The organism is Acinetobacter sp. Leaf130, assembly GCF_001423205.1.
GTDB classification, from domain to species: domain Bacteria; phylum Pseudomonadota; class Gammaproteobacteria; order Pseudomonadales; family Moraxellaceae; genus Acinetobacter; species Acinetobacter calcoaceticus.
The window spans coordinates 243,397-268,613 of sequence record NZ_LMOE01000005.1 but is presented as its reverse complement, the minus strand read 5'-3'; the positions used below and the strand labels follow the sequence as shown (position 1 = coordinate 268,613).

General features: G+C 38.4%; 29 protein-coding genes, 3 tRNA genes and 1 pseudogene. 19 read left to right on the top strand and 14 right to left on the bottom strand.

From position 1 onward, the window contains the following. The first annotated feature begins 2 nt into the window (after window positions 1–2). The 4 genes and pseudogenes from ASF86_RS11840 to ASF86_RS11830 all read left to right on the top strand — a co-directional run bounded on the left by ASF86_RS11840 (window position 3) and on the right by ASF86_RS11830 (window position 3,727). Window positions 3–1,460, top strand: coding sequence for an ATP-binding protein (locus tag ASF86_RS11840; protein WP_005038215.1), 1,458 nt, complete (start codon window positions 3–5; stop codon window positions 1,458–1,460). A 62-nt stretch (window positions 1,461–1,522) separates the two neighbouring features. Beyond that, window positions 1,523–1,615, top strand: a pseudogene (locus ASF86_RS19660) (hypothetical protein); the annotation flags it as partial. A 35-nt stretch (window positions 1,616–1,650) separates the two neighbouring features. Then, window positions 1,651–3,165, top strand: coding sequence for an acetyl-CoA hydrolase/transferase family protein (locus ASF86_RS11835; protein ID WP_003653872.1), 1,515 nt, complete (start codon window positions 1,651–1,653; stop codon window positions 3,163–3,165). Between the two features lie 130 nt (window positions 3,166–3,295). Continuing rightward, window positions 3,296–3,727 carry a GNAT family acetyltransferase gene (locus ASF86_RS11830; protein WP_004789884.1) on the top strand — a complete coding sequence of 144 codons (432 nt, stop codon included), beginning with the start codon at window positions 3,296–3,298 and terminating at the stop codon, window positions 3,725–3,727. Between the two features lie 161 nt (window positions 3,728–3,888). Here the strand turns inward: ASF86_RS11830 and ASF86_RS11825 are convergent. From ASF86_RS11825 to ASF86_RS11815, 3 genes are all read right to left on the bottom strand, one after another. Then, a tRNA-Phe gene (locus ASF86_RS11825) sits at window positions 3,889–3,964 on the bottom strand. Between the two features lie 126 nt (window positions 3,965–4,090). Continuing rightward, window positions 4,091–4,166 (bottom strand) — tRNA-Phe (locus tag ASF86_RS11820). A gap of 105 nt (window positions 4,167–4,271) precedes the next feature. After that, window positions 4,272–4,655 carry a GNAT family N-acetyltransferase gene (locus tag ASF86_RS11815; protein ID WP_003653877.1) on the bottom strand — a complete coding sequence of 128 codons (384 nt, stop codon included), beginning with the start codon at window positions 4,653–4,655 and terminating at the stop codon, window positions 4,272–4,274. Between the two features lie 102 nt (window positions 4,656–4,757). On the opposite strand from ASF86_RS11815, the gene hisB reads away from it, so the two are divergent. The 5 genes from hisB (at window position 4,758) to hisA (ending at window position 8,223) form a co-directional block, all read left to right on the top strand. Continuing rightward, the gene (gene hisB / locus ASF86_RS11810) at window positions 4,758–5,351 is read left to right on the top strand and encodes an imidazoleglycerol-phosphate dehydratase HisB (RefSeq protein WP_002116767.1); all 594 of its coding nucleotides are present in this window, start codon (window positions 4,758–4,760) and stop codon (window positions 5,349–5,351) included. Next, a complete protein-coding gene (gene hisH, locus ASF86_RS11805) occupies window positions 5,351–5,968 on the top strand; it encodes an imidazole glycerol phosphate synthase subunit HisH (protein ID WP_056482353.1) in 618 nt (205 codons plus the stop codon). The genes hisB and hisH overlap by 1 nt, the downstream gene beginning before the upstream one ends. A 152-nt stretch (window positions 5,969–6,120) precedes the next feature. Further along, a complete protein-coding gene (locus ASF86_RS11800; protein ID WP_056482351.1) occupies window positions 6,121–6,669 on the top strand; it encodes a DUF805 domain-containing protein in 549 nt (182 codons plus the stop codon). A gap of 86 nt (window positions 6,670–6,755) precedes the next feature. Beyond that, complete coding sequence (locus tag ASF86_RS11795; RefSeq protein WP_056482348.1) at window positions 6,756–7,397, top strand: 3'-5' exonuclease; 642 nt, start codon at window positions 6,756–6,758, stop codon at window positions 7,395–7,397. A gap of 94 nt (window positions 7,398–7,491) precedes the next feature. Then, window positions 7,492–8,223, top strand: a complete 732-nt coding sequence (gene hisA, locus ASF86_RS11790; RefSeq protein WP_004639792.1) for a 1-(5-phosphoribosyl)-5-[(5-phosphoribosylamino)methylideneamino]imidazole-4-carboxamide isomerase — start codon at window positions 7,492–7,494, stop codon at window positions 8,221–8,223. 56 nt (window positions 8,224–8,279) lie between these two features. Here the strand turns inward: hisA and ASF86_RS11785 are convergent, their stop codons facing one another. Both ASF86_RS11785 and ASF86_RS11780 read right to left on the bottom strand, forming a co-directional pair. Then, window positions 8,280–9,971, bottom strand: coding sequence for an ATP-binding cassette domain-containing protein (locus ASF86_RS11785; RefSeq protein ID WP_056482344.1), 1,692 nt, complete (start codon window positions 9,969–9,971; stop codon window positions 8,280–8,282). A 207-nt stretch (window positions 9,972–10,178) separates the two neighbouring features. After that, complete coding sequence (locus ASF86_RS11780) at window positions 10,179–10,730, bottom strand: helix-turn-helix domain-containing protein (protein WP_056482695.1); 552 nt, start codon at window positions 10,728–10,730, stop codon at window positions 10,179–10,181. 96 nt (window positions 10,731–10,826) lie between these two features. Between ASF86_RS11780 and ASF86_RS11775 the strand changes: the two genes are divergently transcribed. Next, window positions 10,827–11,729, top strand: coding sequence for a DMT family transporter (locus ASF86_RS11775; protein WP_056482341.1), 903 nt, complete (start codon window positions 10,827–10,829; stop codon window positions 11,727–11,729). Window positions 11,730–11,761: 32 nt separating this feature from the next. On the opposite strand, the gene ASF86_RS11770 is transcribed toward ASF86_RS11775, so the two are convergent. The 4 genes from ASF86_RS11770 to ASF86_RS11755 are packed head-to-tail and all read right to left on the bottom strand — an operon-like array spanning window position 11,762 to window position 14,089. After that, window positions 11,762–12,067 carry an antibiotic biosynthesis monooxygenase family protein gene (locus tag ASF86_RS11770; RefSeq protein ID WP_005038198.1) on the bottom strand — a complete coding sequence of 102 codons (306 nt, stop codon included), beginning with the start codon at window positions 12,065–12,067 and terminating at the stop codon, window positions 11,762–11,764. Between the two features lie 3 nt (window positions 12,068–12,070). Then, window positions 12,071–12,463 carry a DUF4870 family protein gene (locus ASF86_RS11765; protein ID WP_005038196.1) on the bottom strand — a complete coding sequence of 131 codons (393 nt, stop codon included), beginning with the start codon at window positions 12,461–12,463 and terminating at the stop codon, window positions 12,071–12,073. A 36-nt stretch (window positions 12,464–12,499) separates the two neighbouring features. After that, window positions 12,500–13,129 (bottom strand): DUF1294 domain-containing protein, encoded by a 630-nt coding sequence (locus tag ASF86_RS11760; protein WP_017388602.1) that lies wholly within the window; start codon window positions 13,127–13,129, stop codon window positions 12,500–12,502. Between the two features lie 9 nt (window positions 13,130–13,138). Continuing rightward, window positions 13,139–14,089, bottom strand: coding sequence for a homoserine kinase (locus ASF86_RS11755; protein WP_056482338.1), 951 nt, complete (start codon window positions 14,087–14,089; stop codon window positions 13,139–13,141). A gap of 112 nt (window positions 14,090–14,201) precedes the next feature. Here ASF86_RS11755 and hisF point away from each other — a divergent pair, with 112 nt between their 5' ends. Then, window positions 14,202–14,960: an imidazole glycerol phosphate synthase subunit HisF gene (gene hisF / locus ASF86_RS11750; protein ID WP_056482336.1), complete on the top strand. Its 759-nt coding sequence runs from the start codon at window positions 14,202–14,204 to the stop codon at window positions 14,958–14,960. A gap of 41 nt (window positions 14,961–15,001) precedes the next feature. Here hisF and ASF86_RS11745 read toward each other — a convergent pair whose 3' ends face one another. Then, entirely contained in the window at window positions 15,002–15,640 is a 639-nt protein-coding gene (locus ASF86_RS11745) for a hypothetical protein (protein WP_056482335.1), read from the bottom strand. Between the two features lie 109 nt (window positions 15,641–15,749). Here ASF86_RS11745 and ASF86_RS11740 point away from each other — a divergent pair, with 109 nt between their 5' ends. The 3 genes from ASF86_RS11740 to ASF86_RS11730 all read left to right on the top strand — a co-directional run bounded on the left by ASF86_RS11740 (window position 15,750) and on the right by ASF86_RS11730 (window position 17,800). Then, window positions 15,750–16,754 carry an AraC family transcriptional regulator gene (locus tag ASF86_RS11740; protein WP_056482332.1) on the top strand — a complete coding sequence of 335 codons (1,005 nt, stop codon included), beginning with the start codon at window positions 15,750–15,752 and terminating at the stop codon, window positions 16,752–16,754. Between the two features lie 132 nt (window positions 16,755–16,886). Next, window positions 16,887–17,576 (top strand): aquaporin Z, encoded by a 690-nt coding sequence (gene aqpZ / locus ASF86_RS11735; protein WP_056482324.1) that lies wholly within the window; start codon window positions 16,887–16,889, stop codon window positions 17,574–17,576. Window positions 17,577–17,623: 47 nt separating this feature from the next. Continuing rightward, window positions 17,624–17,800 (top strand): hypothetical protein, encoded by a 177-nt coding sequence (locus ASF86_RS11730; protein WP_081407696.1) that lies wholly within the window; start codon window positions 17,624–17,626, stop codon window positions 17,798–17,800. A 1-nt stretch (window position 17,801) separates the two neighbouring features. On the opposite strand, the gene ASF86_RS11725 is transcribed toward ASF86_RS11730, so the two are convergent. From ASF86_RS11725 to ASF86_RS11715, 3 genes are all read right to left on the bottom strand, one after another. Further along, window positions 17,802–18,044, bottom strand: coding sequence for a hypothetical protein (locus ASF86_RS11725; RefSeq protein WP_003653912.1), 243 nt, complete (start codon window positions 18,042–18,044; stop codon window positions 17,802–17,804). A 45-nt stretch (window positions 18,045–18,089) separates the two neighbouring features. After that, on the bottom strand, window positions 18,090–18,689 hold the full coding sequence (locus tag ASF86_RS11720; protein ID WP_045433533.1) for a LysE family translocator: 600 nt from the start codon (window positions 18,687–18,689) through the stop codon (window positions 18,090–18,092). A gap of 97 nt (window positions 18,690–18,786) precedes the next feature. Next, the gene (locus ASF86_RS11715) at window positions 18,787–19,866 is read right to left on the bottom strand and encodes a DNA/RNA non-specific endonuclease (RefSeq protein ID WP_056482319.1); all 1,080 of its coding nucleotides are present in this window, start codon (window positions 19,864–19,866) and stop codon (window positions 18,787–18,789) included. A gap of 255 nt (window positions 19,867–20,121) precedes the next feature. On the opposite strand from ASF86_RS11715, the gene ASF86_RS11710 reads away from it, so the two are divergent. Then, window positions 20,122–20,535, top strand: coding sequence for a hypothetical protein (locus ASF86_RS11710; protein ID WP_056482316.1), 414 nt, complete (start codon window positions 20,122–20,124; stop codon window positions 20,533–20,535). A 55-nt stretch (window positions 20,536–20,590) separates the two neighbouring features. On the opposite strand, the gene ASF86_RS11705 is transcribed toward ASF86_RS11710, so the two are convergent. Beyond that, a complete protein-coding gene (locus ASF86_RS11705) occupies window positions 20,591–22,468 on the bottom strand; it encodes a potassium transporter Kup (RefSeq protein WP_056482314.1) in 1,878 nt (625 codons plus the stop codon). Between the two features lie 118 nt (window positions 22,469–22,586). Between ASF86_RS11705 and ASF86_RS11700 the strand changes: the two genes are divergently transcribed. The 4 genes from ASF86_RS11700 to ASF86_RS11685 all read left to right on the top strand — a co-directional run bounded on the left by ASF86_RS11700 (window position 22,587) and on the right by ASF86_RS11685 (window position 25,214). After that, window positions 22,587–22,676: transfer RNA gene (locus ASF86_RS11700), tRNA-Ser, on the top strand. 179 nt (window positions 22,677–22,855) lie between these two features. Further along, the gene (locus tag ASF86_RS11695; RefSeq protein WP_056482309.1) at window positions 22,856–23,668 is read left to right on the top strand and encodes a helix-turn-helix transcriptional regulator; all 813 of its coding nucleotides are present in this window, start codon (window positions 22,856–22,858) and stop codon (window positions 23,666–23,668) included. 90 nt (window positions 23,669–23,758) lie between these two features. Then, complete coding sequence (gene elbB, locus ASF86_RS11690; RefSeq protein WP_056482305.1) at window positions 23,759–24,421, top strand: isoprenoid biosynthesis glyoxalase ElbB; 663 nt, start codon at window positions 23,759–23,761, stop codon at window positions 24,419–24,421. A gap of 55 nt (window positions 24,422–24,476) precedes the next feature. Continuing rightward, the gene (locus ASF86_RS11685) at window positions 24,477–25,214 is read left to right on the top strand and encodes a 4'-phosphopantetheinyl transferase family protein (protein ID WP_227508796.1); all 738 of its coding nucleotides are present in this window, start codon (window positions 24,477–24,479) and stop codon (window positions 25,212–25,214) included. The last annotated feature ends 3 nt before the right edge of the window (window positions 25,215–25,217 follow it).

Genomic DNA, 25,217 nt, shown 5'->3' with positions numbered 1-25,217 from the left:
GAGTGAGTTTAGAACCAATCGCGCCACAAAACTTTACTGATTACGCTACCTACTCTGAACGGAAACGAACTCGGTGGGAACGTTTTCTCGACAAAATTAAGCCACGCTCTGCTGCCATGCGTACCACCATTCTGGTACTGCTGGTGGTATTTTTTAGCTTATTTATGTCGTTATGGTTCTTTTGGCGCACTCTCTATTTACCTGAAATTCAACAACACGCCCGTTATTTAGCAGTTGAACTTGAACTCGTTAACAATCCGGATATACGAATTTTTCATCGCGACAACGAAGTTGATGTTGATACGTGGTTACGTAATCGCGTTGGTATTGAATACGTTACCAACCCAAAAGAATATCCAAGCGTCCGCGATAAAGTTATTGCTGAGTTTTTTACCAATCAGATCGAACAAAAACTGGCAAATGAGATTGGGACGAAGGATGTTACGGTTTACTTCCAGTTTAAGCCTAGCCCACGCATCTGGATTCAAACACCTGAAATGCACGGGAACTGGGTCCGTGAACCTTTAAAAACCTATGCCAATTATAGCCCTGAGCTATTAGTTGGTTGGATCGTTGGTGTTCCATTACTTTCAGCTATTATTATTCTGATTTTAGTTAGGCAGATGAACCGCCCTTTACGTCGTTTGCAAAATGCTGCCAATGAATATAGTAAAGCTGGAACGGCACCTTACTTAGATACCAATCACGGTCCCTTAGAAATTCGTCAGGTGAACCAAGCCTTTAACCGCATGGTTTATACGCTTGACCAAACTGAACGTGAACGACGTATTATGCTGGCCGGCATTTCACATGATCTAAGAACTCCTCTTACACGTATTCGCTTAACGGCGGAAATGTTACCTGATGAGTTTTTACGTGAAGGTCTGGTCTATGACGTAGATGATATGGATGCAATTCTTAATCAGTTCATTTCTTATATGCGTGATGGCTCAGATGAAGAATTGAAAGACACCAATATCAATATGCTTTTGCAAGAACTTGTTATCCAGTTTAAGCCACTTGATATTCACTTCGAGATGCAGGATGTGCCAATTATTCCAGCACGTAGTCTTTCTTTAAAGCGACTTATTGCCAACCTGATTAACAATGCAAAACGCTATGGTGCCGAACCGATAGAACTCAGTGCAAAAGTTGAAAATGAACATATTTTAATTACTGTTGCCGATCATGGTGAAGGTATTCCAGCAGATCAAATAGAAGAGTTAATGCAACCTTTTGTTAGAGGAAACTCGGCAAGAACAGTTCAAGGAAGCGGTCTTGGCCTTGCGATTGTCAAACGTATTGTTGATATTCACCATGGTGAAATTCAAATTCATAACCGTGAACAAGGCGGTTTAGAAGTTATTATTTCTTTACCTATCCCGAAACCAAGCACTGAAGAAAACAGCTCGATCAATCCATTAGAAAAAATAAAACAAACTTTGAGTGAGCGCTTTTAATTTAACCAGTTAGTTATTAGAAGCCTCATTTTAAAGACAAATAAAACAATTAAAATCAATAAAATAAAAACCATAAATATATTTTATACCACCATTTATTTACAAAATTAGACCTTAGCCTAACACCTATGCACTTTTCAATTTTTCATAGCTAAAATCCCCTATGTTTTGACAATTCTGAGGATGTCCAATGTCTTTAAGTCGTATTCGCCTAGCTTCTCTTCATGACAAGGTCATCAGTGCTGAACAAGCTGCACAATTCATCGAAGATGGAATGACCGTAGGTATGAGTGGTTTTACTCGTGCTGGTGAAGCTAAAGCTGTTCCACAAGCACTTGTAGAACTTGCAAAGAAAAATCCGTTAAAAATCACGTTAATTACGGGTGCCAGTTTAGGTAACGACTTAGACAAACAACTCACGGAAGCAGGTGTTTTATCTCGTCGTATGCCATTCCAAGTGGACAATACCTTACGTCGTGCCATTAACAATGGCGAAGTTATGTTTATTGACCAACATTTGTCTGAAACTGTTGAGCAAATGCGTAACCAACAGCTTAAACGTCCAGATGTTGCAGTGATTGAAGCAATTGCAATTACTGAAGATGGCGGCATTATTCCAACGACCTCTGTAGGCAACTCTGCAAGTTTTGCTATTTTTGCCGAGAAAGTAATTGTTGAAATTAATACCTCATTAAGCGAAAGCTTTGAAGGTTTGCACGACATCTACATTCCAACTTATCGTCCAACACGTACTCCAATTCCATTAACAAAAGTGGATGAGCGTATTGGTACATCAGCAATCCAAATCGATCCTGCAAAGATTGTCGGTATTGTATTTAACGATACGCATGACTCACCATCAACAGTAACTCCGCCAGATGATGAAACTCAAGGCATTGCAAACCACCTGATCGCTTTCTTTAACAAAGAAGTTGCTGAAGGTCGCTTACCAAAAAGCCTTGGCCCATTACAAGCAGGTATCGGTTCTATTGCCAATGCTGTATTAACAGGCTTAAAAGATTCTGACTTTGAAGACCTCATCATGTACTCAGAAGTATTACAAGACTGTACTTTTGAATTAATTGATGCAGGCAAAATGAAATTTGCTTCTGGTAGCTCAATTACACTTTCTGCAAAATGTGGCGAAAAAGTTTTTGGCAATATCGAAGCTTACAAAGACAAATTAGTACTTCGTCCACAAGAAATTTCTAACCACCCAGAACTGGTTCGCCGTTTAGGTATTATCGGCATTAACACTGCGCTTGAGTTTGATATTTACGGTAACGTGAACTCGACTCATGTGTGTGGTACTAAAATGATGAACGGTATTGGTGGTTCAGGTGACTTCGCTCGTAACGCTCACTTGGCGATCTTTGTGACTAAATCAATTGCTAAAGGCGGCGATATCTCTTCTATCGTGCCAATGGTGAGTCACGTTGATCACAGTGAACACGATGTTGATATTTTAGTGACAGAGCAAGGTTTAGCAGACTTACGCGGTTTAGCACCTCGTGAACGTGCTCGCGTTGTTATCGACAACTGTGTACACCCACTTTATCGTGATGCATTAAATGATTACTTTGATCGTGCATGTGCTAAAGGTGGACATACGCCTCATTTACTTCGTGAAGCATTGTCTTGGCATGCAAACTTCGAAGAAACAGGTCAAATGCTTCAAGCAGCACCAGTTGCAAAATCAGCTTAAATAACTGGTTTAATTCAAGCACTCCTAAGGGGGTGCTTTTTTATTTGTTTAAATTATTCATAAAATACTGCTCAAGCCCCAATTTTTATTTTATCTTTTCAGCACATCAAAACAAAAAGTAGAAATCCATATGTTTATTATTCGTCAATTTACAAATGCGGATCTGGAAGATGTCGTTATTTTATGGGAAAGCTGCGGCCTGACTCGTCCTTGGAATAATCCTGAAACCGATATTTTCAGAAAAGTCTCACAACAAGATGATTTATTTTTGGTTGCTATTAAAGATGAGCAACTCATTGGCACACTTATGGGCGGCTATGACGGTCATAGAGGCTGGATTAATTATTTGGCTGTTCACCCCCACCAACAACGCTTAGGAATAGCTACAGCGCTCGTTCAGCAGCTTGAAAAGCGACTGATTGCTCGGGGCTGCCCAAAACTACAATTATTGGTGCGTAAAGATAACCTAAATGTACTGAATTTTTATGAACAGCTCGGCTATGACGAAGTAGAAGCGGTATGTTTAGGAAAACGTCTAATTAACGATAGTTCACATGATTAAGCCCTTACTTGTTATAGCTTTGACATAATAAGAACTTGGGGATAAGTGACAATGCTTGTGGATAAATCTCATTTTACCCACAAGTAAGAAAATGATTTGTTCAGATAAAACAATAGGCATGAAAAAAGCCTCATACGTTATGTATGAGGCTTTTTCGAATATGGTGGCGAGACCCAGGATCGAACTGGGGACACACGGATTTTCAATCCGTTGCTCTACCTACTGAGCTATCACGCCGATGGCCTGTATTAAGCCGTATCTCAGAACAATAGTCAACTATTATCCTGAGTTTTTGATTTAAATGAGTATTTTTTATACTCAAAAAAAATCCCTGATGGGATCAGGGATTGAAAACACATATAATGGTGGCGAGACCCAGGATCGAACTGGGGACACACGGATTTTCAATCCGTTGCTCTACCTACTGAGCTATCACGCCGAAGTGGGCGTATTAAACAATGTTTATATGATCACGTCAAGCAACTTCCGCGTTTTTTGTAACAAGTGATTATTTTTAAATCATCATTACATACGAACTGGACTTTTAATGATGTAATTTACCAATATGAGCCAAACAACGATGAATAGCGCCACAACCCGGCTCAAAAATTTTCACACCTTTTGACTCTTCTATACGACAAGCTTCTTCAACTAAACGCTCTGCTACCCCACGACCACGGTTGGCAGGGTGCACAACAATATATTCAAGAACCTTGCTTTCGCCTTGTCCTGAAGACCACATTGCCCCTATAATTTTGGTGTTAAATTCGGCAGTGTATAGCGTGGTATACTGTTGTAAATCTTGTTCAAGTTGTTCAATCGCATCGTGCCCGTCACCAAACTCCGGACTTGTATCATACAGTCGCTCAAGCTGATCGCGAATCTCTGAATTATCTAGAGAACTATAAGCATGTACGGTAATAGGCATTGATTAACCCTCCTGAGCAAACTATGATGCTGTCACGAATTCGTCACAGCGAAATTATCGTTACATCCAATCATTTTTGACGTTTTTTTGAGGAACGTGTCCATGACGCAACGTATCAGTGAAGTGGTTAGAAATACCAATGAAACCAAAATTCGAGTTCGATTAAATCTCGACGGTACTGGTCAAGGCACACTAAACACTGGAGTTCCATTTTTAGACCATATGATTGATCAAATCAAGCGACATGGCTTATTTGATATCGATATTCATTGTGACGGAGACCTCGAGATTGACGATCACCACACCGTAGAAGACTGTGGAATCACGCTTGGACAAGCTTTTGCACAAGCTTTAGGCGATAAAAAAGGTTTAAAACGCTATGGTCATTTTTATGCACCATTAGACGAAGCCTTGTCTCGTGTTGTTGTAGATTTATCTGGTCGTCCGGGTTTATTTATGGACATTCCATTTACCCGCGCACGTATCGGTACGTTTGATGTCGATTTATTTTCTGAGTTTTTCCAAGGTTTCGTAAACCATGCGCTTATGACCTTACACATCGATAATTTGAAAGGTAAAAATAGCCACCATCAAATTGAAAGTGTGTTCAAAGCGCTAGCTCGTGCTTTACGTATGGCATGTGAAGTTGATCCACGTGCAGAAAACACGATTGCATCGACAAAAGGTAGCCTCTAATGACACGTATCGCGTTACTTGATTATGGCATGGGCAATCTACACTCAGCAGCTAAAGCACTTGAGTATGTGGGCGCTACAGTCGATGTGACCAATGATCCAAAATTAATTGCACAAGCCGACAAAATTGTTTTTCCGGGCGTTGGTGCAATGCGCGACTGTATGCAAGGTATGCGTGAAGCAGGTATTGATGAAGTCGTACGTAAAGCTGCTTTTAACAAACCAGTTCTTGCGATTTGTGTGGGCATGCAAGCATTACTACAAAGCTCAGAAGAAAATGGCGGTGTAGAAGCCCTAGGTATTTTTGATGGTGTAGTAAAACACTTCCCTCAAATGGAAGGGTTAAAAGTGCCTCATATGGGCTGGAATCAGGTTCATCAATTGGACCCAAGCCACCCGATGTGGAACAATATCGAACAAGATGCCCGTTTCTACTTTGTACATAGTTATTATGTAGAGCCAAAAGATGAAAGTGTTGTGGCTGCGACCTGTGACTATGGCGTGAACTTCTGCACAGCAATTCACAAAGAGAATTTATTTGCGACTCAATTCCATCCAGAGAAAAGTCATACTGCCGGTTTGCAGTTACTGAAAAACTTTGTGGAATGGAATATTTAATTTCCTTTAAAAAATAAAATAGATCAGGTCGAGATGGCCTGATCTATTTTTTTATCTATAATAACAACCAATCATTTATAGAATGATATTTTATTCAACAAAATATTGAATATGTATACTTTTAAATAAAACCAAATGATCAGGAAAACAAAATGAATTCACCTTTTGAAAATCAACCGATTCAACAAGATTCCCCCTTTAAAGCAAGTGGTCGTTTTGGACGACTCTCTTATGCGGCATGGACCCTCTTATTTTCACTCGTAATTGTGGTCGCCGTTCTTATTGTCGCTTTCACTTTTGGACTAACAACTAGTGAAGATTTAAGCGGTCTTTCTACCGCAGGAATGATTATTTTAGGTATTGTCTATATTGCCTGTATCTATGTCAGCTTTATATTTACTATCCGCCGTTTACATGATCGTAATAATACAGGATGGCTATCATTACTGATGCTCATCCCTGCTGTAAACTTTATTTTTATGATTTATCTATTTGCTGCAAAAGGTACAGAAGGTACTAATGATTATGGTCCACAGCGCCCTACCCTTGGTTGGGAAAGAGTTTTAGGCTGGATCTATATTGTCATTATTCCGCTCGTATTTGTTTTCGGTGTTATTGCTGGAATTATGGTTCCGAGTTATCAAAGTTATATTGAAAAAAGTGAAAGTATTGAAATTGGTACACCTTCTCAGTCTCAATAATTTCTTGTGGTCCTTTATAAAGCCTAGTTCTCTAGGCTTTATTCATATATAAAGCTAATAGCTCAATTCTTTTCTACACTATAAATATGTCTGAAGCTTCCCCCCTTCTTGATAAAGCCTCTATTCAGCAGCTTCCTCCTTTCGAAAATCTTACCCACCAAAATATTGTGGTGATTGAAAATATCGAGCAATGTAAAAATATTGAAAATGAATTAAAAGCAGCCCATTTTCTAGGATTTGATTCCGAATCAAAACCCACGTTTCGGGTGGGCGAAGTCTCAACTGGTCCACATCTGATTCAGCTTGCCACTGAACAAAAAGCATATCTGTTTCATGTAAATTCATCGACTTTAAAATTTTTACAGCCTATTTTATCTAACCCCAAACAAATTAAAGTCGGTTTTGGCCTCAAAAACGATAAGCATATTTTTCATAAAAAAGGGATTGAACTCGAAGGTTGTGTCGACCTCGCAAAAGGCTTTAGCCATTTTGGTTTTAAACAACAACTGGGGGTACAAAAAGCAGTGGCGCTGTTATTTGAGCAATATCTTGCAAAGTCGAAAAAAATCGGAACGTCAAACTGGGCACGAAAGCCACTTAGCTCTCAGCAAATCAGTTACGCTGCTGCCGATGCATATGCTGCTTTATTGGTATTTCAAGAGCTCAGAAAACAAAAACTATTACCCGCTCACATTTCTCAAACTATTCAAACCGCACTTCAAGCGTAAAGTTATAAAAGTCTTTTCTAAGGCTTAGCGATTGATCAATACTTTGCTAAGATGTGCACAATTTCATAATCATGATGAAGCAAGGAGCGGAAGCATGCTAATCATTCCTGCAATTGACCTGAAAGATGGTAAATGTGTGCGTTTAAAACAAGGGCGTATGGAAGACGATACAGTTTTCTCTGACGATCCAGTTGCAACTGCCCAGCATTGGGTAAATGAAGGCGCACGTCGTTTGCATTTGGTCGATTTGAATGGCGCTTTCGCAGGCACTCCAATTCATAAACCTATTGTTGAAGCAATTGCTAAAGCTCAGCCAGAATTACCAATTCAAATTGGTGGTGGTATTCGCTCTTTAGAAACAATTGAGCACTATTTAGAAGCTGGCGTGACTTTTGTCATTATCGGCACTAAAGCTGTTCAAGAGCCTGAATTTGTAGAAGAAGCTTGTAAACGCTTTGCAGGCCACATCATTGTTGGTATTGATGCCATGAATGGTATGGTTGCAACTGACGGTTGGGCTAATGTAACTGACGTTAAAGCAACTGATTTAGCAAAACGTTTTGCTGATGCAGGTGTATCTAGCATTGTTTACACAGACATTGCTCGTGATGGCATGATGCAAGGTGTAAACGTTGAGCAAACTGTAAACTTGGCTCAATACTCAGGCTTACCAGTAATTGCTTCAGGTGGTGTAACTAACCTTGATGACGTTCGTAACTTAATAGGCCAACCAGGTATTTTAGGTGCGATTACAGGTCGCGCAATTTATGAAGGCACACTGAGCCTTCGTGAAGCTCAGCTTTTGTTAGATGAAAATCGTCTTTAATTTTTAAGATCTAAAAAAGAGCCTGTTTAGGCTCTTTTTTTATTTTTTGATTATCTTTAGTTTAATAACTTTTCTAAATCGATAACCTCATCTGCAAGCTCCATTGCGTAGGGTGAATGTGTAATCATAATTACGGATGGAACGACTTGCTGAATATATTCAAGTATATTTTTTGCAGTATCTACATCCAAGGCGGCAGTCGGTTCGTCTAGGATGATGAGCTGCGGGCGAGCTAAAAGGCCTCGAAGAATGCAAATTCTCTGCTTTTCTCCTCCTGAAAAATTCTTATAAATTTCAGTTAAATCATCATCAAGTGTCAGTTGATGCTTTTTCAAAATATGTAATAAATTAAACTGCTCAAGCATCTGAAGTAAGTAAGAATCCTCATATATATGCGAAGAGTTATAAACTAAATTATCTCTAAGAGAATAAGGGAAAATAACTGGTTGCTGTGCAACGTAAACAACCTCATCAAAAATATGGTTAGAAAAATTTTGACTGATATCAATATTTTTATACAAAAGCTGTCCTGATTGAATCTGATATACCCCCATTAAATAATTCATCAGAGAAGTCTTACCTAGACCTGTTTGGCCAATCACGACATATGTTTTATTGGCTAATATTGTTAAATTAAAATGATCTACGGCTCTTTTCCCAAGTAAAAATTTAGCATTTATAAATTGAAAGAGAACGTTGGAGTCTTGAACGATAGAATGCGTATAATTTTCTTTATTGAGATCAAAGTATTTTCGATATTTTGCTAAGGCGACAAAGTTGCCATTTAAACGCATCAAGCTTTGGGAAACCGCCAGAAATGGATTGGTGAGTTGAATAATATAGGTACTTATCAATACAAAAGCACCCGGTGTAAGCTGCTTTTCAGTTGAAAGAAATACGGTAAATAACATAAAAATGAGTAAAAATAGAAAGATCAGGAACAATTGAGAAATCATCAATAGCCCTATTTTCTTGTTCCTATCTTTAGCTGTTGTGATGTATGAATCTAATGTGGCATTAAATTTTAACAATTGAAACGGTACCGCATTTTTTACTTTAATTTCATATGAATTTGAAATCTGATGTATCAAATGACTATTCACCTGATTATCTTTTTGATACATCGAATCGAATAATGAACTGCTTGTTTTATTTATATGAAAGGAAACTAAAAAAATAACGATAGCTACCAATAAAAAACTGATACTAAAAAGTAAGCTAATGGTTGTAAATAAAACTGCAAAGATCATGACCAATTGAAAAATAATTGGGCCCAAATGAAGCAGTAACGTTAGATTAATCTCACCAAAAGCAGAACTTCCTCTTGCAAGATCACTGATCACTGTTCCAGCCTCAATTTGATCTTGCTCATCTTTTTTGAGATTTAAATAATTTTTTAGGCCCGCAAAGATTAATGCACCTTTGAAATCAACCATCAAATAAGCACTAAAAATATTTTGCGTCCAATGACATAACTCATTCGCTAACCATGCTGCAGCATACGCGAGTACGATTAGATATAAGAAATTAAATGGGAGTCGAATATCTAGTGAAAAGTTATATTCCTGTGCAGAGTAATCAATAATAATTTTTAACAAGAATGGCAATAATGTCGTAAAAAATGCTGTAAACATCACTAATAAAAACATGAGAAACATACTACCCTTCTGTTTCTTATAATTTTCCTTAGAAACCTGCCATAAAAATTTATAGTTTTGAATATCTTGCGAACTTAATAAAAACTTCATTTCTGTATCTTTTTTCTATTAAAACGAGTTAAAAATAATTTCATTACACAAGAAATATCATAGCTTGCCTTATTTATTCTTATTCATATTTTTTTGTTTAAAATTAAGTTCACTGTTTTTCAAATAGGTGATATTTCACTGTAAAGACTTAATAGCTTGCTCAATTTCAAAAGAAAATTTTTTATAAAGATTTAAAAAATCGGTTAATCAATAAACTACATTACGAATAAATTTAAGTACTTGGTTACCACTATTGATATAGGTATAAGTCACTGAACTTTCAAAACTAAAAGATGAACCAGCAGGTATTATTTTTATTCTATCGGTAAATTGTATGGTCAACTCACCTTCTAATACATAAATCAATTCTTGCCACCCTTCTGCATCTGCTTCGGCAATATAAGATTCCCCCACTGCCAATGACCATGTCCACAGCTCAACTTGAGACCGAGACGGAACTGAAGCCAGTAAAGTTGCTTTGCTTTCTTCTTTGTCTCCCTGCCAAGCTAGTACATTCACTAAGGCTTGTTCTTTGAGCTCTGGCGCACTCACAATCATTCTAAAATCTACGCCCAACACTACCGCAATCGCATCGAGTTTAGCCAAGCTAATATTGACTTGCCCCGTTTCTAAAGCAGCGATTGTCCGTCTACTCACACCAGCCTGATCGGCTAAATCCTGCTGGCTTAAACCTCGCTCATCTCTTAATGAACGGATGTTTGTACCGACATGCTGTAAAACGGTGCTGGACTGGGTCATAAAATAAGTAGCAAAGAAAACATGAGCAATATATTGCACAAAACATAGGAATACTGCAATATGTGCAGTATATTGCACAATTTCTCCTGATCAGATATGTCACCAATTTCTCTGAGCTCAAGCAAAGCCCCACAGCTAGCTCTTATCCTAATTACCATTATTTGGGGTGGAACATTCCTTACTGTGCAGTATGCACTGAATTTTTCGTCACCTATGTTTTTTGTGGGCTGTCGCTTTGCTGTAGCTGCCTTAACGTTATTAGTTATTTCATTAAAAAGTATGAAAGGCATAACGTTAAAAGATTTAGGTGCAGGGAGTGCGATTGGCCTTGTAATTGCGGCGGGCTATGGCACACAGACGATTGGTCTTCAAACTATTCCAAGTAGTGAATCCGCGTTTTTAACATCACTTTATGTGCCGCTTGTCCCTCTTTTAATGTGGCTTATCTTTAGAAAAGTTCCACACATTATGACTTGGGTTGGAGCAGCTCTGGCTTTTGCTGGTCTTGTTTTGTTGACAGGAAATGGCTTTGAGAAAATCTCCTTAAGTTTTGGGCAGCTTTTAACAGTACTGGGCGCATTTGCGATTGCTTTAGAGATTATTTTTATTAGCTACTTTGCTGGAAAAGTAAATTTACGCCGTGTCACCATCATTCAACTCGCTGTCGCATCTCTAATTTCTTTTGCCATTATGCCTGTGATTGGTGAACATACGATTCCGGCATTTTCATGGCCTCTTGTACTGATTGCGGTTGCATTAGGCTTAGCCAGCGCACTCATTCAATTTGTGATGAACTGGGCTCAACGTGTGGTTGACCCTTCACGGGCTGCAATTATTTATGCAGGAGAACCCGTTTGGGCGGGCATTATTGGTCGAATTGCAGGTGAGCGTTTACCAGTTATTGCCCTATTTGGTGGTGCTTTAGTGGTATTAGGTGTTTTAGTGAGTGAGTTAAAAATTAAGTTACCGACCCAAAAAGTCAAAAGAATTCAAGAATAAAAAAGAGAGCGAAATGCTCTCTTTTTTATCAATTATTTTTTCTTCAATAAAATACAGGGTTGATAGTACTCAACTGTCGGCATTGGATCATAAAATGGATGGAGCAATGCCTTCCACTCCTGATAAGCTTCAGACTTTCTAAACCCTTCGGTATGATTTTCAATCTCATCCCAAAAAATCATTAAAATATAATGATGAGGATCAGTTGCATGCCTAATGAGTTGGACAGCATTAAAGCCTTCCATTGGATAGACAATATGTTTAGCTTGCTCGAATGCCTCAAGAAACGCCTCACTTTGCCCAGCCTTTATGCTCAAATGCACATGTTCAATAATCATGGTTTATTGATACATCGGTCTATTATCATTTAACGCAATCAAACCGCGAATTGCACGATATACAATCCAAATCCACGCAGCAGCAATTACGCCTACGCAGAATACGGTCGATGAGACTGCAACCCCTGCAAACAGATCAGGATTTTCACCAGTAAAGAACAAGAAAATAAACGGCAAAAAGGCGATAATATTCCAAGCCAGATACCACCAAAATGTTCTGATTTGCCATGTAAAGTGGCTCTCAAAAATTGAACCTTGTACATCAGAACGTTTCACGTAGTTAATAATTAGAGCAATAACCGCAAGTAAGCCGCCTGTAAAAATGGCAACAATATAAAGTACATATAAAATAAGCGTTAAAGTACGATTTGAATCTTGGTCGATAGAACTATTCATTTTTATACCTCTCGAGTTTAATAAAACGATTTACTTTTATGAGCCCCGCAATACGTTTAAGGGAGAAATTAGCCACAAAATCAAAAGTAAATGAAGGAATATGGTACAAAAATAAATCTTACGAAAGGGTTGTTTTTGTGTTTTATGTCTCAGTTTTTGTTGTGCCCACCATGCAGCAGGCCAGCCCCCTAAAAAGCTGACAATATGCAATGTTTGTTCAGGCACACGGCGATTACCCAATTGTGCAGCTTCCTTGTCTTGTGAATAGAGCCAATAACTCAGCACATTCATCATTAAAACAAACAACAAGGTGTAAGCTGGCAAAGTATGCATAAAGCTCATAATGCCCATTAAAACAAAATAAAATACGATCCCCATTTGCATGGCAGACCATGGTTTTGCCTGAAATGAAGATTCTGTTTTTGTTGGCTTTGGAGCTTTACGAGTTTGAGATGCCTTTAAATAGGTTACCTGCTGGGCACGAAAGCGACCACGTTCATCAAGGATAATCAGATATTCCAGTGCACAGCCAATAATTGGCCGAGGACCGGGGCGTGCAAAATCTTTGATATGCAAAAAGACTCGCTCTTTTTCAGCATCATCTGGCTGAATAAAGCCATAACCTTTTTCGTCGAACCATTCGACTAATCGCCCCTGATCTCGCATCTTTATTCCTTATCCTTTTACATGGCTTAAACGATCTTGCATCATTGCTCGCATTTCTTGCGGATCTTTTTGCAAAATGTCGTCGCCTGTACGTCCTTCTTCTTTATTTTTTTGAGCAACTTGCAAACGCATCGACCAGAAACGGCACGCCGCCATTGCTAAGAATACATCTAAACATTCAAGTTCATCTGAAGTAAGCGCACGAATTTTTTGATATGCCTCTAAGTAAGCTGCTACTTTGTCTGAGTTTAAATGTGCTTCTGGATATTCGGTACAAAAATCATTGATGGTAATCGCAATATCAAACAGTAACTCGTCTTGATTGAGCTCGTAAAAATCTAAAATACCTTGTAATTGCTCGCCTTCAAACAAGGTATTGTCGCGGAACAAATCTGAATGAATAAAACCTGTTGGTCGATTTGAATACTGCGCTGTTTTAGCATTAAAAGCTTGATAGACCTGTTCAAGTAAATTTTGGTCATCTTGCGTCATGTTTGGTTTAAGCTGCTCTGCAACGCCTGTCCAGTATTGATGATCACGTCTATATTCACGCTCAAGCGGAAAATCTTGCAAAGCGACATGCAGTTTTGCCTGTGCGTCTGCAATTGCGGCAACTTGTGCGACTGTGGTTTGCATGGGATGGTGGCCCATTAAACGTGGTGCAATCTGTGCAGGTTTTTCTGCAATAACATGAACCGCTTGTCCGCTATGTTTTAACGGCACAGCAACGGGTACATCATGAGTCCCCAATTGTTCAAGAACAGGAATCAGCTCGCCTGCTCCTTGTGCATCTAACTCTTCAAATACGGTGAGTACATATTGTTTACGGTTTACATCAACCAGAAAATAATTGGTGTTTTGAATACCTCCCTGAATTGGGTTCAGCTCCAACACCTCTAATCCATAAGGTGCAGCAAAGGCGCGAACTTCATCTAAACTCAACGGGGTATAAACCGACATGGAAAACCTGCAAAAAACATCTGTGAAGTTTGATAGAATACCTCTTCCCTCCATGAAGGTGTAGCGCCTGTGTAGGAACTTTCACCAACGGCGATTATTTTTGGAAAAAGCTATGCTTGCTAAACGTATTATTCCTTGCCTAGACGTTGATAACGGACGCGTAGTTAAAGGCGTTCAATTCCTCGATATTCGTGATGCTGGCGACCCTGTTGAAGTGGCACGTCGCTATAACGAACAAGGTGCAGATGAAATTACTTTCTTAGATATTACCGCTACACATCATGGACGCGATACCACTTACCGTACTGTTGAGCGTATGGCCGAGACTGTATTTGTGCCATTGACTGTCGGTGGTGGTGTACGTAAAGTTGAAGATATCCGTTCGTTATTAAATGCAGGTGCGGATAAAGTGAGTATTAACTCAGCAGCCGTATTTAATCCTGAATTTGTTCAAGAAGCTTCACAGCACTTTGGCGCGCAATGTATTGTGGTTGCGATTGATGCCAAAAAGACTGGCGACAACAAATGGGAAATCTTTACCCACGGTGGTCGTAAACCAACCGGTATCGATGCGATTGAATGGGCCGTAAAAATGGCTGATTATGGCGCGGGTGAGTTACTCATTACCAGTATGGATGCCGACGGTACTAAAGCAGGTTACGATATTGCTTTAATGCGTGCTATTAATGACCGCGTTACCGTTCCAACGATTGCTTCAGGCGGTGTAGGTAACTTACAACATCTTGCAGACGGTATTTTACAAGGTGGTGCCGATGCAGTATTGGCAGCAAGTATTTTCCACTTTGGGCAATATACAATTCCAGAAGCTAAACAATATTTAGCTGAACAAGGCATCGAAATGCGCTTGTAAGTCTATTGATATTTAAAGGGGCGATATGCCCCTTTATTTTTTTATGCAGCACCGTCTACAACATTCAGATCACCGATGAGTTTAGGCTTTTCTTTTTTCTCGACCCATTTTGCAGGAAAGATTTTTTCTACAGCTTGAGATAAAGGTTTAGCAATCACTGTCGGTAACCGTACGCCCAAAGGATTTTGTTCTTTTAAATCTGCCGAAGACACCACACGTGTTCCCATCACATAATCAAACCAAGGCTTGGTCACACACCAATTGGCATCTTGATTAGAGTTCATGTGGTGATCATAATGCCACGGAATTTTACGCTTCGCCCATTCAGGCTCCAGATGTGCACGACGATGAATATAATAATAATTTCCAGCACTGTACCAAGCTGCAAGTGCCATGCCTTTTGAAAATGGATAGAAAATTGCACTTGAAACGGTTGCCACCACGGCTAGTGAAATTAACTCATTTTTAGTCCGCCAGTTTCCAACACCCTCCACATAACAATCATCATGAAATTGCTGTTTGCGTACTTCACGATGATGTGCCCAATGTGACTCCATGCTTTTTGGCACAGGGCTATATCTCGGTTGTCCAGCACGATGTACCCCATGCAAAATATATTTATGAGCTACCCATTCAAATGCGTTGGCAACCGCAATTCCGGCAATAAACCCTTTTAACATCGCTTTACTCCTTTTTCTTTTTATTCAGAATATAAAATTCGATATGCTATGTATTGACCAGAATTTATGGTTTCATTGACAAATCACGACAAGAAAAAGGTGGTCAGGGATGCCACAACTAAAAAATTATACGGGTTCAGTCTATGGAGGACTCGGACACCTATTAAAAGCTTACTGCGAAGCCAATCAGTTAGCAGTACCAGAGCAATTAGAACAAATTCAAAATCTGGAACGCTTTGACTATGTGGTTTGGCGTGATTTATTAGAAGTCATCTATAAATTAAACCCCAAGCCGGGTTTAGGTCTAGAAATTGCCAAATATGTACAACCCAAACACTTAGGAATTATTGCCTACCTTGCACTCTCTTGCGACAACTTAGGTGAAGCGTTAATTCGTTATCATGATTTTCACCGCCTAATTTATGACGGAAGTCCGTTAGTGGTTGAGCTCTATGGGCAATATGCATCTATTCGCTGGGAAGCTACAGAGTTGCACCCTACCCAACTTACCGATGAAATCGCTATTGCTCTGGTTATTCAATTTTTACGCCTTTTTATGTCTCACCAAGATGTGCATTTGCATGAAGTACATTTTTTAAATGCCCCACCTAAAAACATCAGGGTTTATGAACAATACTTTCAATGTCCAGTTCGTTTTAGCCAGCCCCGTACCCAATTACTCATTCCAATTACTGAAATTAATAAGCCTCTGAGCAGTGCTGACCACACGCTACAACAATTACTGGTTCAACAAGCTCAAGCGCTTTTAGAACAATTACCAAATTCGACACAACTTGATCAACGCTTACAGCACTCAATTTTGACTGGGCTACAAAAGGATCAATATCAAATTGAATATATTTCAACTCAGCTAGGCCTTTCTGTTCGACAACTCCAACGTCATTTGCAACAACAAAACACCACCTTTCAGGAACGTGTTCAGCAAGTACGGTTTATGCTCGCAACCGAGTATTTAAAAGATCCGCATTTAAGCTTACAAGAGATTGCTCTTTTGCTTTGTTATTCAGAACAAAGTGCTTTTCAAAGAGCATTTAAACATTGGACCAATCAAACACCACAACAATGGCGAGATCAATTTTTAGACAAAGAATAACCAACCAAAACTTACAAATCTTTTCTTGAATAAAACAACACTGAAAACAAAAATTTCATATAGTCACATGCTTCAAATTTATGTGACGTAATTCACATTAATTAAAATAGATTAAATAAATGAGTAATCAGAATGAATAAATATTTTGCTGAATTTCTAGGTACGTTTTGGCTAGTCTTTGGTGGTTGTGGTAGCGCAGTATTAGCCGCAGCTTTCCCTGAACTTGGTATTGGCTTTGCAGGTGTAGCCCTTGCCTTTGGTTTAACCGTACTCACAGGTGCCTATGCTCTAGGGCATATCTCAGGTGGACATTTTAATCCCGCGGTAAGTGTTGGCCTTTGGGTCGGCGGCCGCTTCGATGTTAAAGATTTGATTCCTTATATTGTTGCTCAAGTGGTTGGTGCGACTGCTGCTGCATTTGTTCTTTACATTATTGCTCAAGGTCAAGCTGGCTTTAGCGGTGTTGGTGGTTTTGCTTCAAATGGTTTCGGTGATTTATCACCAAACAAGTTTGGCTTAGGTTCTGCTTTTATTATTGAAGTGGTACTTACTGCTTTCTTCTTAATCATTATTTTAGGATCAACACATGGGCGTGTACCTGCTGGCTTCGCCCCTATTGCTATTGGTTTGGGCTTAACGCTTATTCACTTAATCAGTATTCCAGTCACGAATACTTCTGTGAACCCTGCACGTAGTACAGGTGTCGCGTTCTTTGCTGAAACTGCTGCTTTAAGTCAGTTGTGGTTGTTCTGGGTGGCGCCGATTTTGGGTGCTGTGATTGGTGCGCTTATTTATAAGGTGGTTGCTGGGGATAAGGATTAATTCTTTATATCAATAGCCTCAATATGCTATCGCAGTGGGTGACATGGATGTCACCTGTTGAGCAGGGGTACATGGATTTACCCTCTGATCAACAAAGCCTTTTGTTTACTTTTGGGCTTTCAAAAGTAAGAAATGTCTATACACACTCAATAAGACCTAACTTGGCATTATTAAAGACTGTATGGCAGCATGACTATGCTAAACATCACACAAAGAATGCATAAATTATAAAAACGGATTATTAATTTCTTTTTCAGCTGGACGTTCAATTTTCTCAGGCAATTCTTCTTTTTCCAAAGCCGCAACTACATCGTTTAAAAAGCTCTGTAAAGCCTTCGCTTGTTCTAACCCGACTTTGTCTTTGGTAATTTGCAAGTTGCCATAAATGCTGACGCAATCGACATCATTTTCTAATGTTAAATCTTCAATTGAAGAAGACTCTGTACCCTTTTCAAATGGCTTAAACATAAGTGTTGTCTCGTTGTTATATGTTCACAGTGTAATACGACCAATTTAAAAAAAATCAATCAAAATTAAAAGTGCCGATAAAATTAGAAATGCTCCCATCAGGATATTAAAATATTTCAAACGGTTGCCATGGTTAAGCACCACCGAAAATTTATCACCACATAGTCCCCAAAAGAATAAACACGCATAGCAAGTGAAAAAATAAATAATGATAAAGATGGGTAAAGACTGCGGATTTTCAATGCTTGTAAACATGGTAATACCCGATACACAAGCCAACCATGCTTTCGGATTGAGCCACTGTAACAAGAAACCATCTTTAAAATTGGGAATAATCATCTGTTCTACAGGAGTACTTGAAATAGAAATGTTGGTAGCCGAGAGAATAATTTTTATACCGATATAACAAACAAATAACGTTCCACAAATCGCAAGAATTTTTAATACAACAGGAAACTGAGTTAATAAACTTTGCAGCCCAAATGCCATAAAAATCAAAAGTAAGGTAAAACCAATGGTCGCGCCTGAAATGTAAGGAAGCGACCTTTTTAAACCATGATTTAAACTGGTCGATAAAATCACGGTATTTACGGGACCGGGGGTAATAGACATTGCAAATGAAAAAAGAAACATCGAGGCAAACATTGTTATTGTCCTTATTAAAATAGAATCCATAGACAGATCTGTCTATGGATTCTATTTTAAATAATTACGGTGTTGCAATAACAATCAAAAAAACTGCTTATTTCATTATTTGTAAGAAATAGTTCACCAATGCTTCAACCAGTTGCTTCACAATGGCTTGGCGTGTTTCTTCATCAATGCTTGGAACTTTTGCTTCCATCGGTTCTGAAGAACCACTTTTTTGCTTTTTAAACTGATCTTGTAACACATTAATTTGATCAGCATTTAAGTCCTGCTCACATTGGCTTTCCCCATCCCAATGTAAATAGTCTAGCTTCTGATTTGGCTTAACCGATGCTGCCGTTAAAGGTAGACGATAGACATTACGCTTTTGCTGCTCAGTTAACTGTGGAAACAAGTTAACACCTAAGCGTTCTTCAAGGTAACAAACACTCACCACTTTCACTTGCAGAGAGTTATTGTTAGGTGCGTAGTAAGCCCCAATAGCGCCAGTTTTTGGCATATACACCGCTTTATAAATTGCGGTTGGAACGATTACACCTTTCCCAATAGTTTTAAGGCGTTTGCCCTCAAAAACAGGGCCAGTAACAACATATACATCTTGTTTTTGCTTGGTCGCAATGGCGCGTGTGGCTTCTTCGAGTTTACGCCAAACTTCCTGATTATTTTTAGGCGCTTGCGGCACCATGTTGCTTAACGAGAAGCTATCAGACTGTGAGCTTTTATTTGGCATATCGCCATTCGGTGCCATATGACCACGGTCATAACCTGAACCACGATAGTCACTTAACAGTGCCCGATGCTTTTGATCAACACGAGTTTCTTCATGAAAGTTATCTTCACGCTTAATTTTGACACTCAAACGTTCTGCATTTAAATGCTCAGCCGACCATAACGGCGTTTTAGAGATGCCTGAATACAAAACGTTAAAGCCATTAAAGCACAGCGGATAACTGTCTTTTTTTAAGCTTTCTTTATTTAAAGCAGGAGGAACTTCACGATAGAACTGATTTAAACAAGTCGAGTTAGTACTTAAAGGCGAAAACCACTGCGAAATCTTTTCACTACCAAAAGCAATTGCAAAACTTCCCGCAGCAATACAAGCAAGAATAATCTTGCCAAAATGCTCACTTAGAGAAAAAGAGTTTGTACCTTTACTACGTTTTTTACTTGCCATGTTTCTATCAATACCACTGTCCACACGCAGCTTAACAACCCTGCTTTTTTAAGTATATCTCTTATCTTTCAAATGGTTAAAACATGGTCATCTTTTTTGTAACTCCATTCCCCATTACGTAACAATCTGTTGGAATTATGAGAGGCTTTGGCTATTCAATTACGCCAATTGCGTATCTTTCGTTGAAAAGCACTGATTGCTTATGACATGGTTAGCTCCACAAATTTGGATAAAAATATAATCGGAGTCCACTTAATGATCCATTCAAAGATTATTGGTATTGGCGTAATCACGGGATTATGTAGTATGGCAGCTTTGGCTGAACCAGCAGTCCAACCAGGAGATACTTTAGAAAGTTTGTCTAAAGTGAAAGTTACGACAACGGTAAATGGCCAACCTGGTTCTATTAGCGATTTAGTCAATAGCGGACAAGTACAACAAGTTTCTGCTGCACCGACAAATGCAGCGCCTACAGGTGCTCCTATTCCGGCAGATGTTCCACCAGCACCTCCAGCACCAATTGATGCAGTGCCACCTGCACAAGATCAGGCGTCTCCAGCGCCACAAGATCCGAATGCTGCACCATCTGCGGCAGATTCAACTCAGTCGGCAGACCCGATGGCAAAAGATGGTGCTTTGCCAGCAGATGCACCTGTTCAAGCTCAATAATTTGGGCCATAAAAAAACCAAGACATTTGTCTTGGTTTTTTTATACATCAAATTTTTATATTTCGATTTGACTACCTAACTCAACCACACGGTTGGTTGGAATTTGGTAGAAGTCACTCACCGGACTGGTATTACGCTGCATAGAGATAAACAGTTTCTCTCTCCATGGAGACATACCATCACCCACCGAATGAACAATACGATCACGGGAAATAAAGAAGCTAATATGCATTAAGTCATATTCAAGACCTAATTGTTCATAGGCTTGCATGAGTGCTTTTGGTACATTCATTTCATCTTTAAAGCCGTAGAAAATCTTAATACGGAAGAAATGTTCAGCTAAGGTTTCTGTTGAAATACGGTCTTCTGGTTCGACAAAAGGTACATCTTCAATCACTACAGTAACCAAGATATTGCGCTGATGCAGCACTTTATTGTGCTTAATGTTATGCAACATAGCATGTGGTACAACGTTCGGTGTACCTGTCATAAAGACGGCATCACCCGGAACCCAGTGCACGCTATTACCAATACTTTTCACAAACAAATCGAGTGATAACGTATCGTGTTCGAGCTTGGCAAAAGTGAGCTCACGACCACGTTTCCATGTCATTAAGATGGTCACTGCAATCGCACCAATTAATAATGGCACCCAACCGCCCGACAAGATTTTAAGTGAAGTTGCACCCACCAATACCGACTCTAAAACAAAGAATGGAATAATGAGGAGTAGCACTTTTGGCATGCTCCACTTCCAAGCCGAATAGATAAACACAGCAACCAAAATCGTATCACATAGCATCGTCAAGGTTACAGCGAGACCATAAGCACTTGCCAAGTTTGAGCTGCTTTTGAAAATCAAAATTAAGATAATAATTGCGATTAAAAGTAACCAGTTTAAGAAAGGAACATAAATCTGGCCTTCTTCAGACTCAGAGGTATGTTTAATGCTTAAACGTGGTAAATAGCCCAATTGAATCGCTTGACGTGCAAGAGAAAACACCCCAGAAATTACGGCTTGAGAGGCAATTACGGTTGCCATAGTCGCCATAATAATCATTGGGTAAAGTGCCCACTGTGGCACCAATAAATAGAACGGGTTTTGAATGGCCGCTGGGTCTCTTAAAAGTAATGCACCCTGTCCTGCGTAGTTTAAAACCAGACATGGCAACACCACAATGAACCATGCAAGACGAATCGGAATTGGTCCGAAATGTCCCATATCAGCATAAAGTGCTTCACCACCCGTGACTGTTAATACCACAGCACCCATCACGAAAAAGGTCATAACTGGATTGTGATAGATAAACTGAATCGCCCAATGTGGACTAAACATGCCTAACACCACAGGGGTTTGAATGACGCTGTGAAGACCTAATAATCCTAAAGATAAAAACCACACCATCGTAATCGGGCCAAAAAACTTACCGACAAAGGCAGTACCGTGTTTTTGTACCAAAAACAACGCGATGATAATGGTAATCGCAATTGGCATGATGAACGGGTCAAACACATCGGTTGCAATCGACAAGCCTTCGACTGCCGAGAGTACCGAAATGGCTGGGGTAATAATACCGTCACCAAAAAACAGCGATGCACCAATAAAACCAATGGCAATCATGTAGATTTTTTTGTTATCGGCAATTTTGGCTTTACGTAAGTTCAGTGCGAGTAAGGCCATGATCCCGCCCTCGCCATTGTTGTCTGCACGCATGACGATGGCGACATACTTAATACTGATGATCAGCATTAAGCACCAAAAAATAATAGATAAAATTCCTAATACGTTTTCAGGCTTAATTCCCAACCCATGCGCTGCATGGAAGGACTCTTTTAAGGCGTAGAGTGGACTTGTTCCAATATCTCCAAAGACCACCCCAAGAGCTGCCAAAGCCGTGGCAGGCAAGGTTGCTTTTTTGGCCGTATTTTGCATTGTGTAATTAAACCAATATGATTTTTAGCGCAATCTTATCACCTCTATTATTTTTTTTCTGTAAAGCTCATCTTAAATCTTGGCAGAACTCGTTTTTTTAGTTACTATCGCACGCCTTGGTGAGGTGTCCGAGTGGCTTAAGGAGCACGCCTGGAAAGTGTGTATACGTTTGCGCGTATCGAGGGTTCGAATCCCTCTCTCACCGCCAGAATTGAAATTTAAAGAGGCTTAAACCTAATGGGTTTAAGCTTTTTTTATATACAATAATTTTATTTTACCTCATCTATTAGTTTCATATTAAAATAAAATATATTATAATTATAAGAACATTTTCTATCCCCCTGCTTATCTGTCTACAAATTATGTTTAATGCGTATATAATTTATTATGGATAACCTGATTTCATCAACTAAGAAAGCTATTAACTATCATTCTTATGTAAAATTACCTTTTTCCATTTATTCTGCTTATCAAGAACAAAGAATTAAAAATGTTCCTATTGCAAAACCTTTACTTATAGTGATTTTAAAGGGTGTAAAAGAACTTGGTAGTAGAGGTGATATAGAATGTTTTTCAGGTTCTTTTATATTTCTTTCTAATAGCTCAAGCATTGATATGCGTAATATTCCAAATCAAGAGGAATATTATGCTCTTCTCATCGATTTTGAATTTGAAGACTTTAATGAACTTCCTAAGACTTCAGGAAATCCTAAAAATTATGTTCAAGGTCAACTTAATCCTCTTTTAGAAAGTGCTTTACATCAATTTATAGACTTCTCATCAATTGCCCCATCTTCTGCATTTAAGTTTAGAAAAAGAGAGCTTTTAGAACTTATTTATTATTCAGGTTATACAGATATTTCCAATATGAATAAAAATATAAGTTTAACTGAGAAGGTTCAGTCATTAATTTCTGATCATTTATCTACAGAATTAACAGTTGAATTCATTGCCTCTCAGCTTTTTATGAGTTCTTCCACTCTAAGAAGAAAACTTAAAAACGAAGGAAATAGTATTCAAGACATCCGAAATAGAGTGAGGTTAGGATATGGCCTACATCTAATTCAAACCTCTAATACAAGTATTGGAGACATTGCATTTCAATGTGGCTATCAATCTCAATCTAGATTTACAGAACAATTTAAAAATTTGTTTGGTCTTACCCCTCGTGAGCTACGTAAAACCAAAATGCTCACTTAAGGCGAATTTATGGCAATTCTGCGTATAAAATTTTTCAGGAAGAAAACTTAAGATCTTTTGCACACTTAAAAAAGGTTCTTAAGAAAGTAGATGAAAAAAGTAGCAGTAATTTTATCGGGTTGTGGTTATTTAGATGGTTCTGAAATTAGAGAATCTGTTTTAACCCTCTTAGCTTTAGATGCAGCAAATATTGAATATCAAATTTTTGCACCCGATGAACCTTTGTTTCATGTTGTGAATCATGTAAAGGGTGAAGTAAATACTGCTGAAAGCAGAAATATTTTACAAGAAGCGGCAAGAATTGCCCGTGGTGAAATTTCATCACTCGATAAACTTGATAAAAGTGAATTTGACGGTCTTCTACTTCCGGGTGGGTTTGGAGTCGCAAAAAATTTATCAACTTTTGCCTTTAAAGGGGCAGAGGCAAGTGTACACTCTGAAATTAATTCAATTTTAAAAGCGTTCCACCAAAGTAAGAAACCTATCGGAGCAGTATGTATTTCTCCTGCGCTCTTGGCGCTTACATTTGGAGACTTACACCCAAATATTACGTTAGGTTCTGACGATAATATTGCTAAAGAAATTGAAAAAACAGGCTCGATTCACCATGTCTGTCAAACCTCAGACTGTGTAGTAGATAAACAAAATTTATTTGTTACTACTCCTGCCTATATGGATGATAAAGCTAGCTTAAAAGATATATATCAAGGTATTACAAAGTTAGTTAAAGAAATGAAGGACCTAGCACATTAATATTTTAGGGATAGGTCAGCTATCCCTAAACTTAATATAAAGATATGATTTTATAGTGTTAAATAATTTCTTAAATTTCTATAGTAATCGTTCGCTTCCCAATTATTTTATAAAAAAACACAAAGTTTTTTATAATCAGAATTTAAATTTATATATGGGCTATTGCGAGTTTGAATTTAAAGAATTTGACATTCAAATGTTTAATCAAATGTCAATTTTTTTTCCTGATAGTTTAAGTCCATGTACAGCAAAAAGAAAAAGTGAATTTTTAGCAGGACGTTATGCTTCACAGTTAGTATTATCTGCCATCAGGAAAGATTACTTCTATCAAAAAGTCGAAATGGGAAAATTCAAAGAACCAATTTTCCCATTAAATATAATAGGTTCAATAACACATAGTGAAAATATTGCAATATGTATAGCTACTCAATCAAAAAATGTAAATTTCCTAGGGATTGATATAGAACCTATCATTAGTAAATTAGATTTTTTAGCATTACACGATAAAATTTATACTTATCAAGAGTTAAAAATAATTAAAAATTCAGGGATTGATTATCTTTTAGCAGCAACATGTATATTTTCTGCAAAAGAAACTATATTCAAGGCATTCTTTTACTATTTACAGAATAAGATCGATTTTAATAATTTTAAGTTATACAAGGCATACACTAGAGGCAATACAATCATAATGAAATTCCGCTTAGAAAAAGATTATAGTACATTTAGAAGAGAAGTCCTTGTTAAAGCAAAAATTTATAAAAAACATGTTATAACTTGTCTAATTAACTAACAA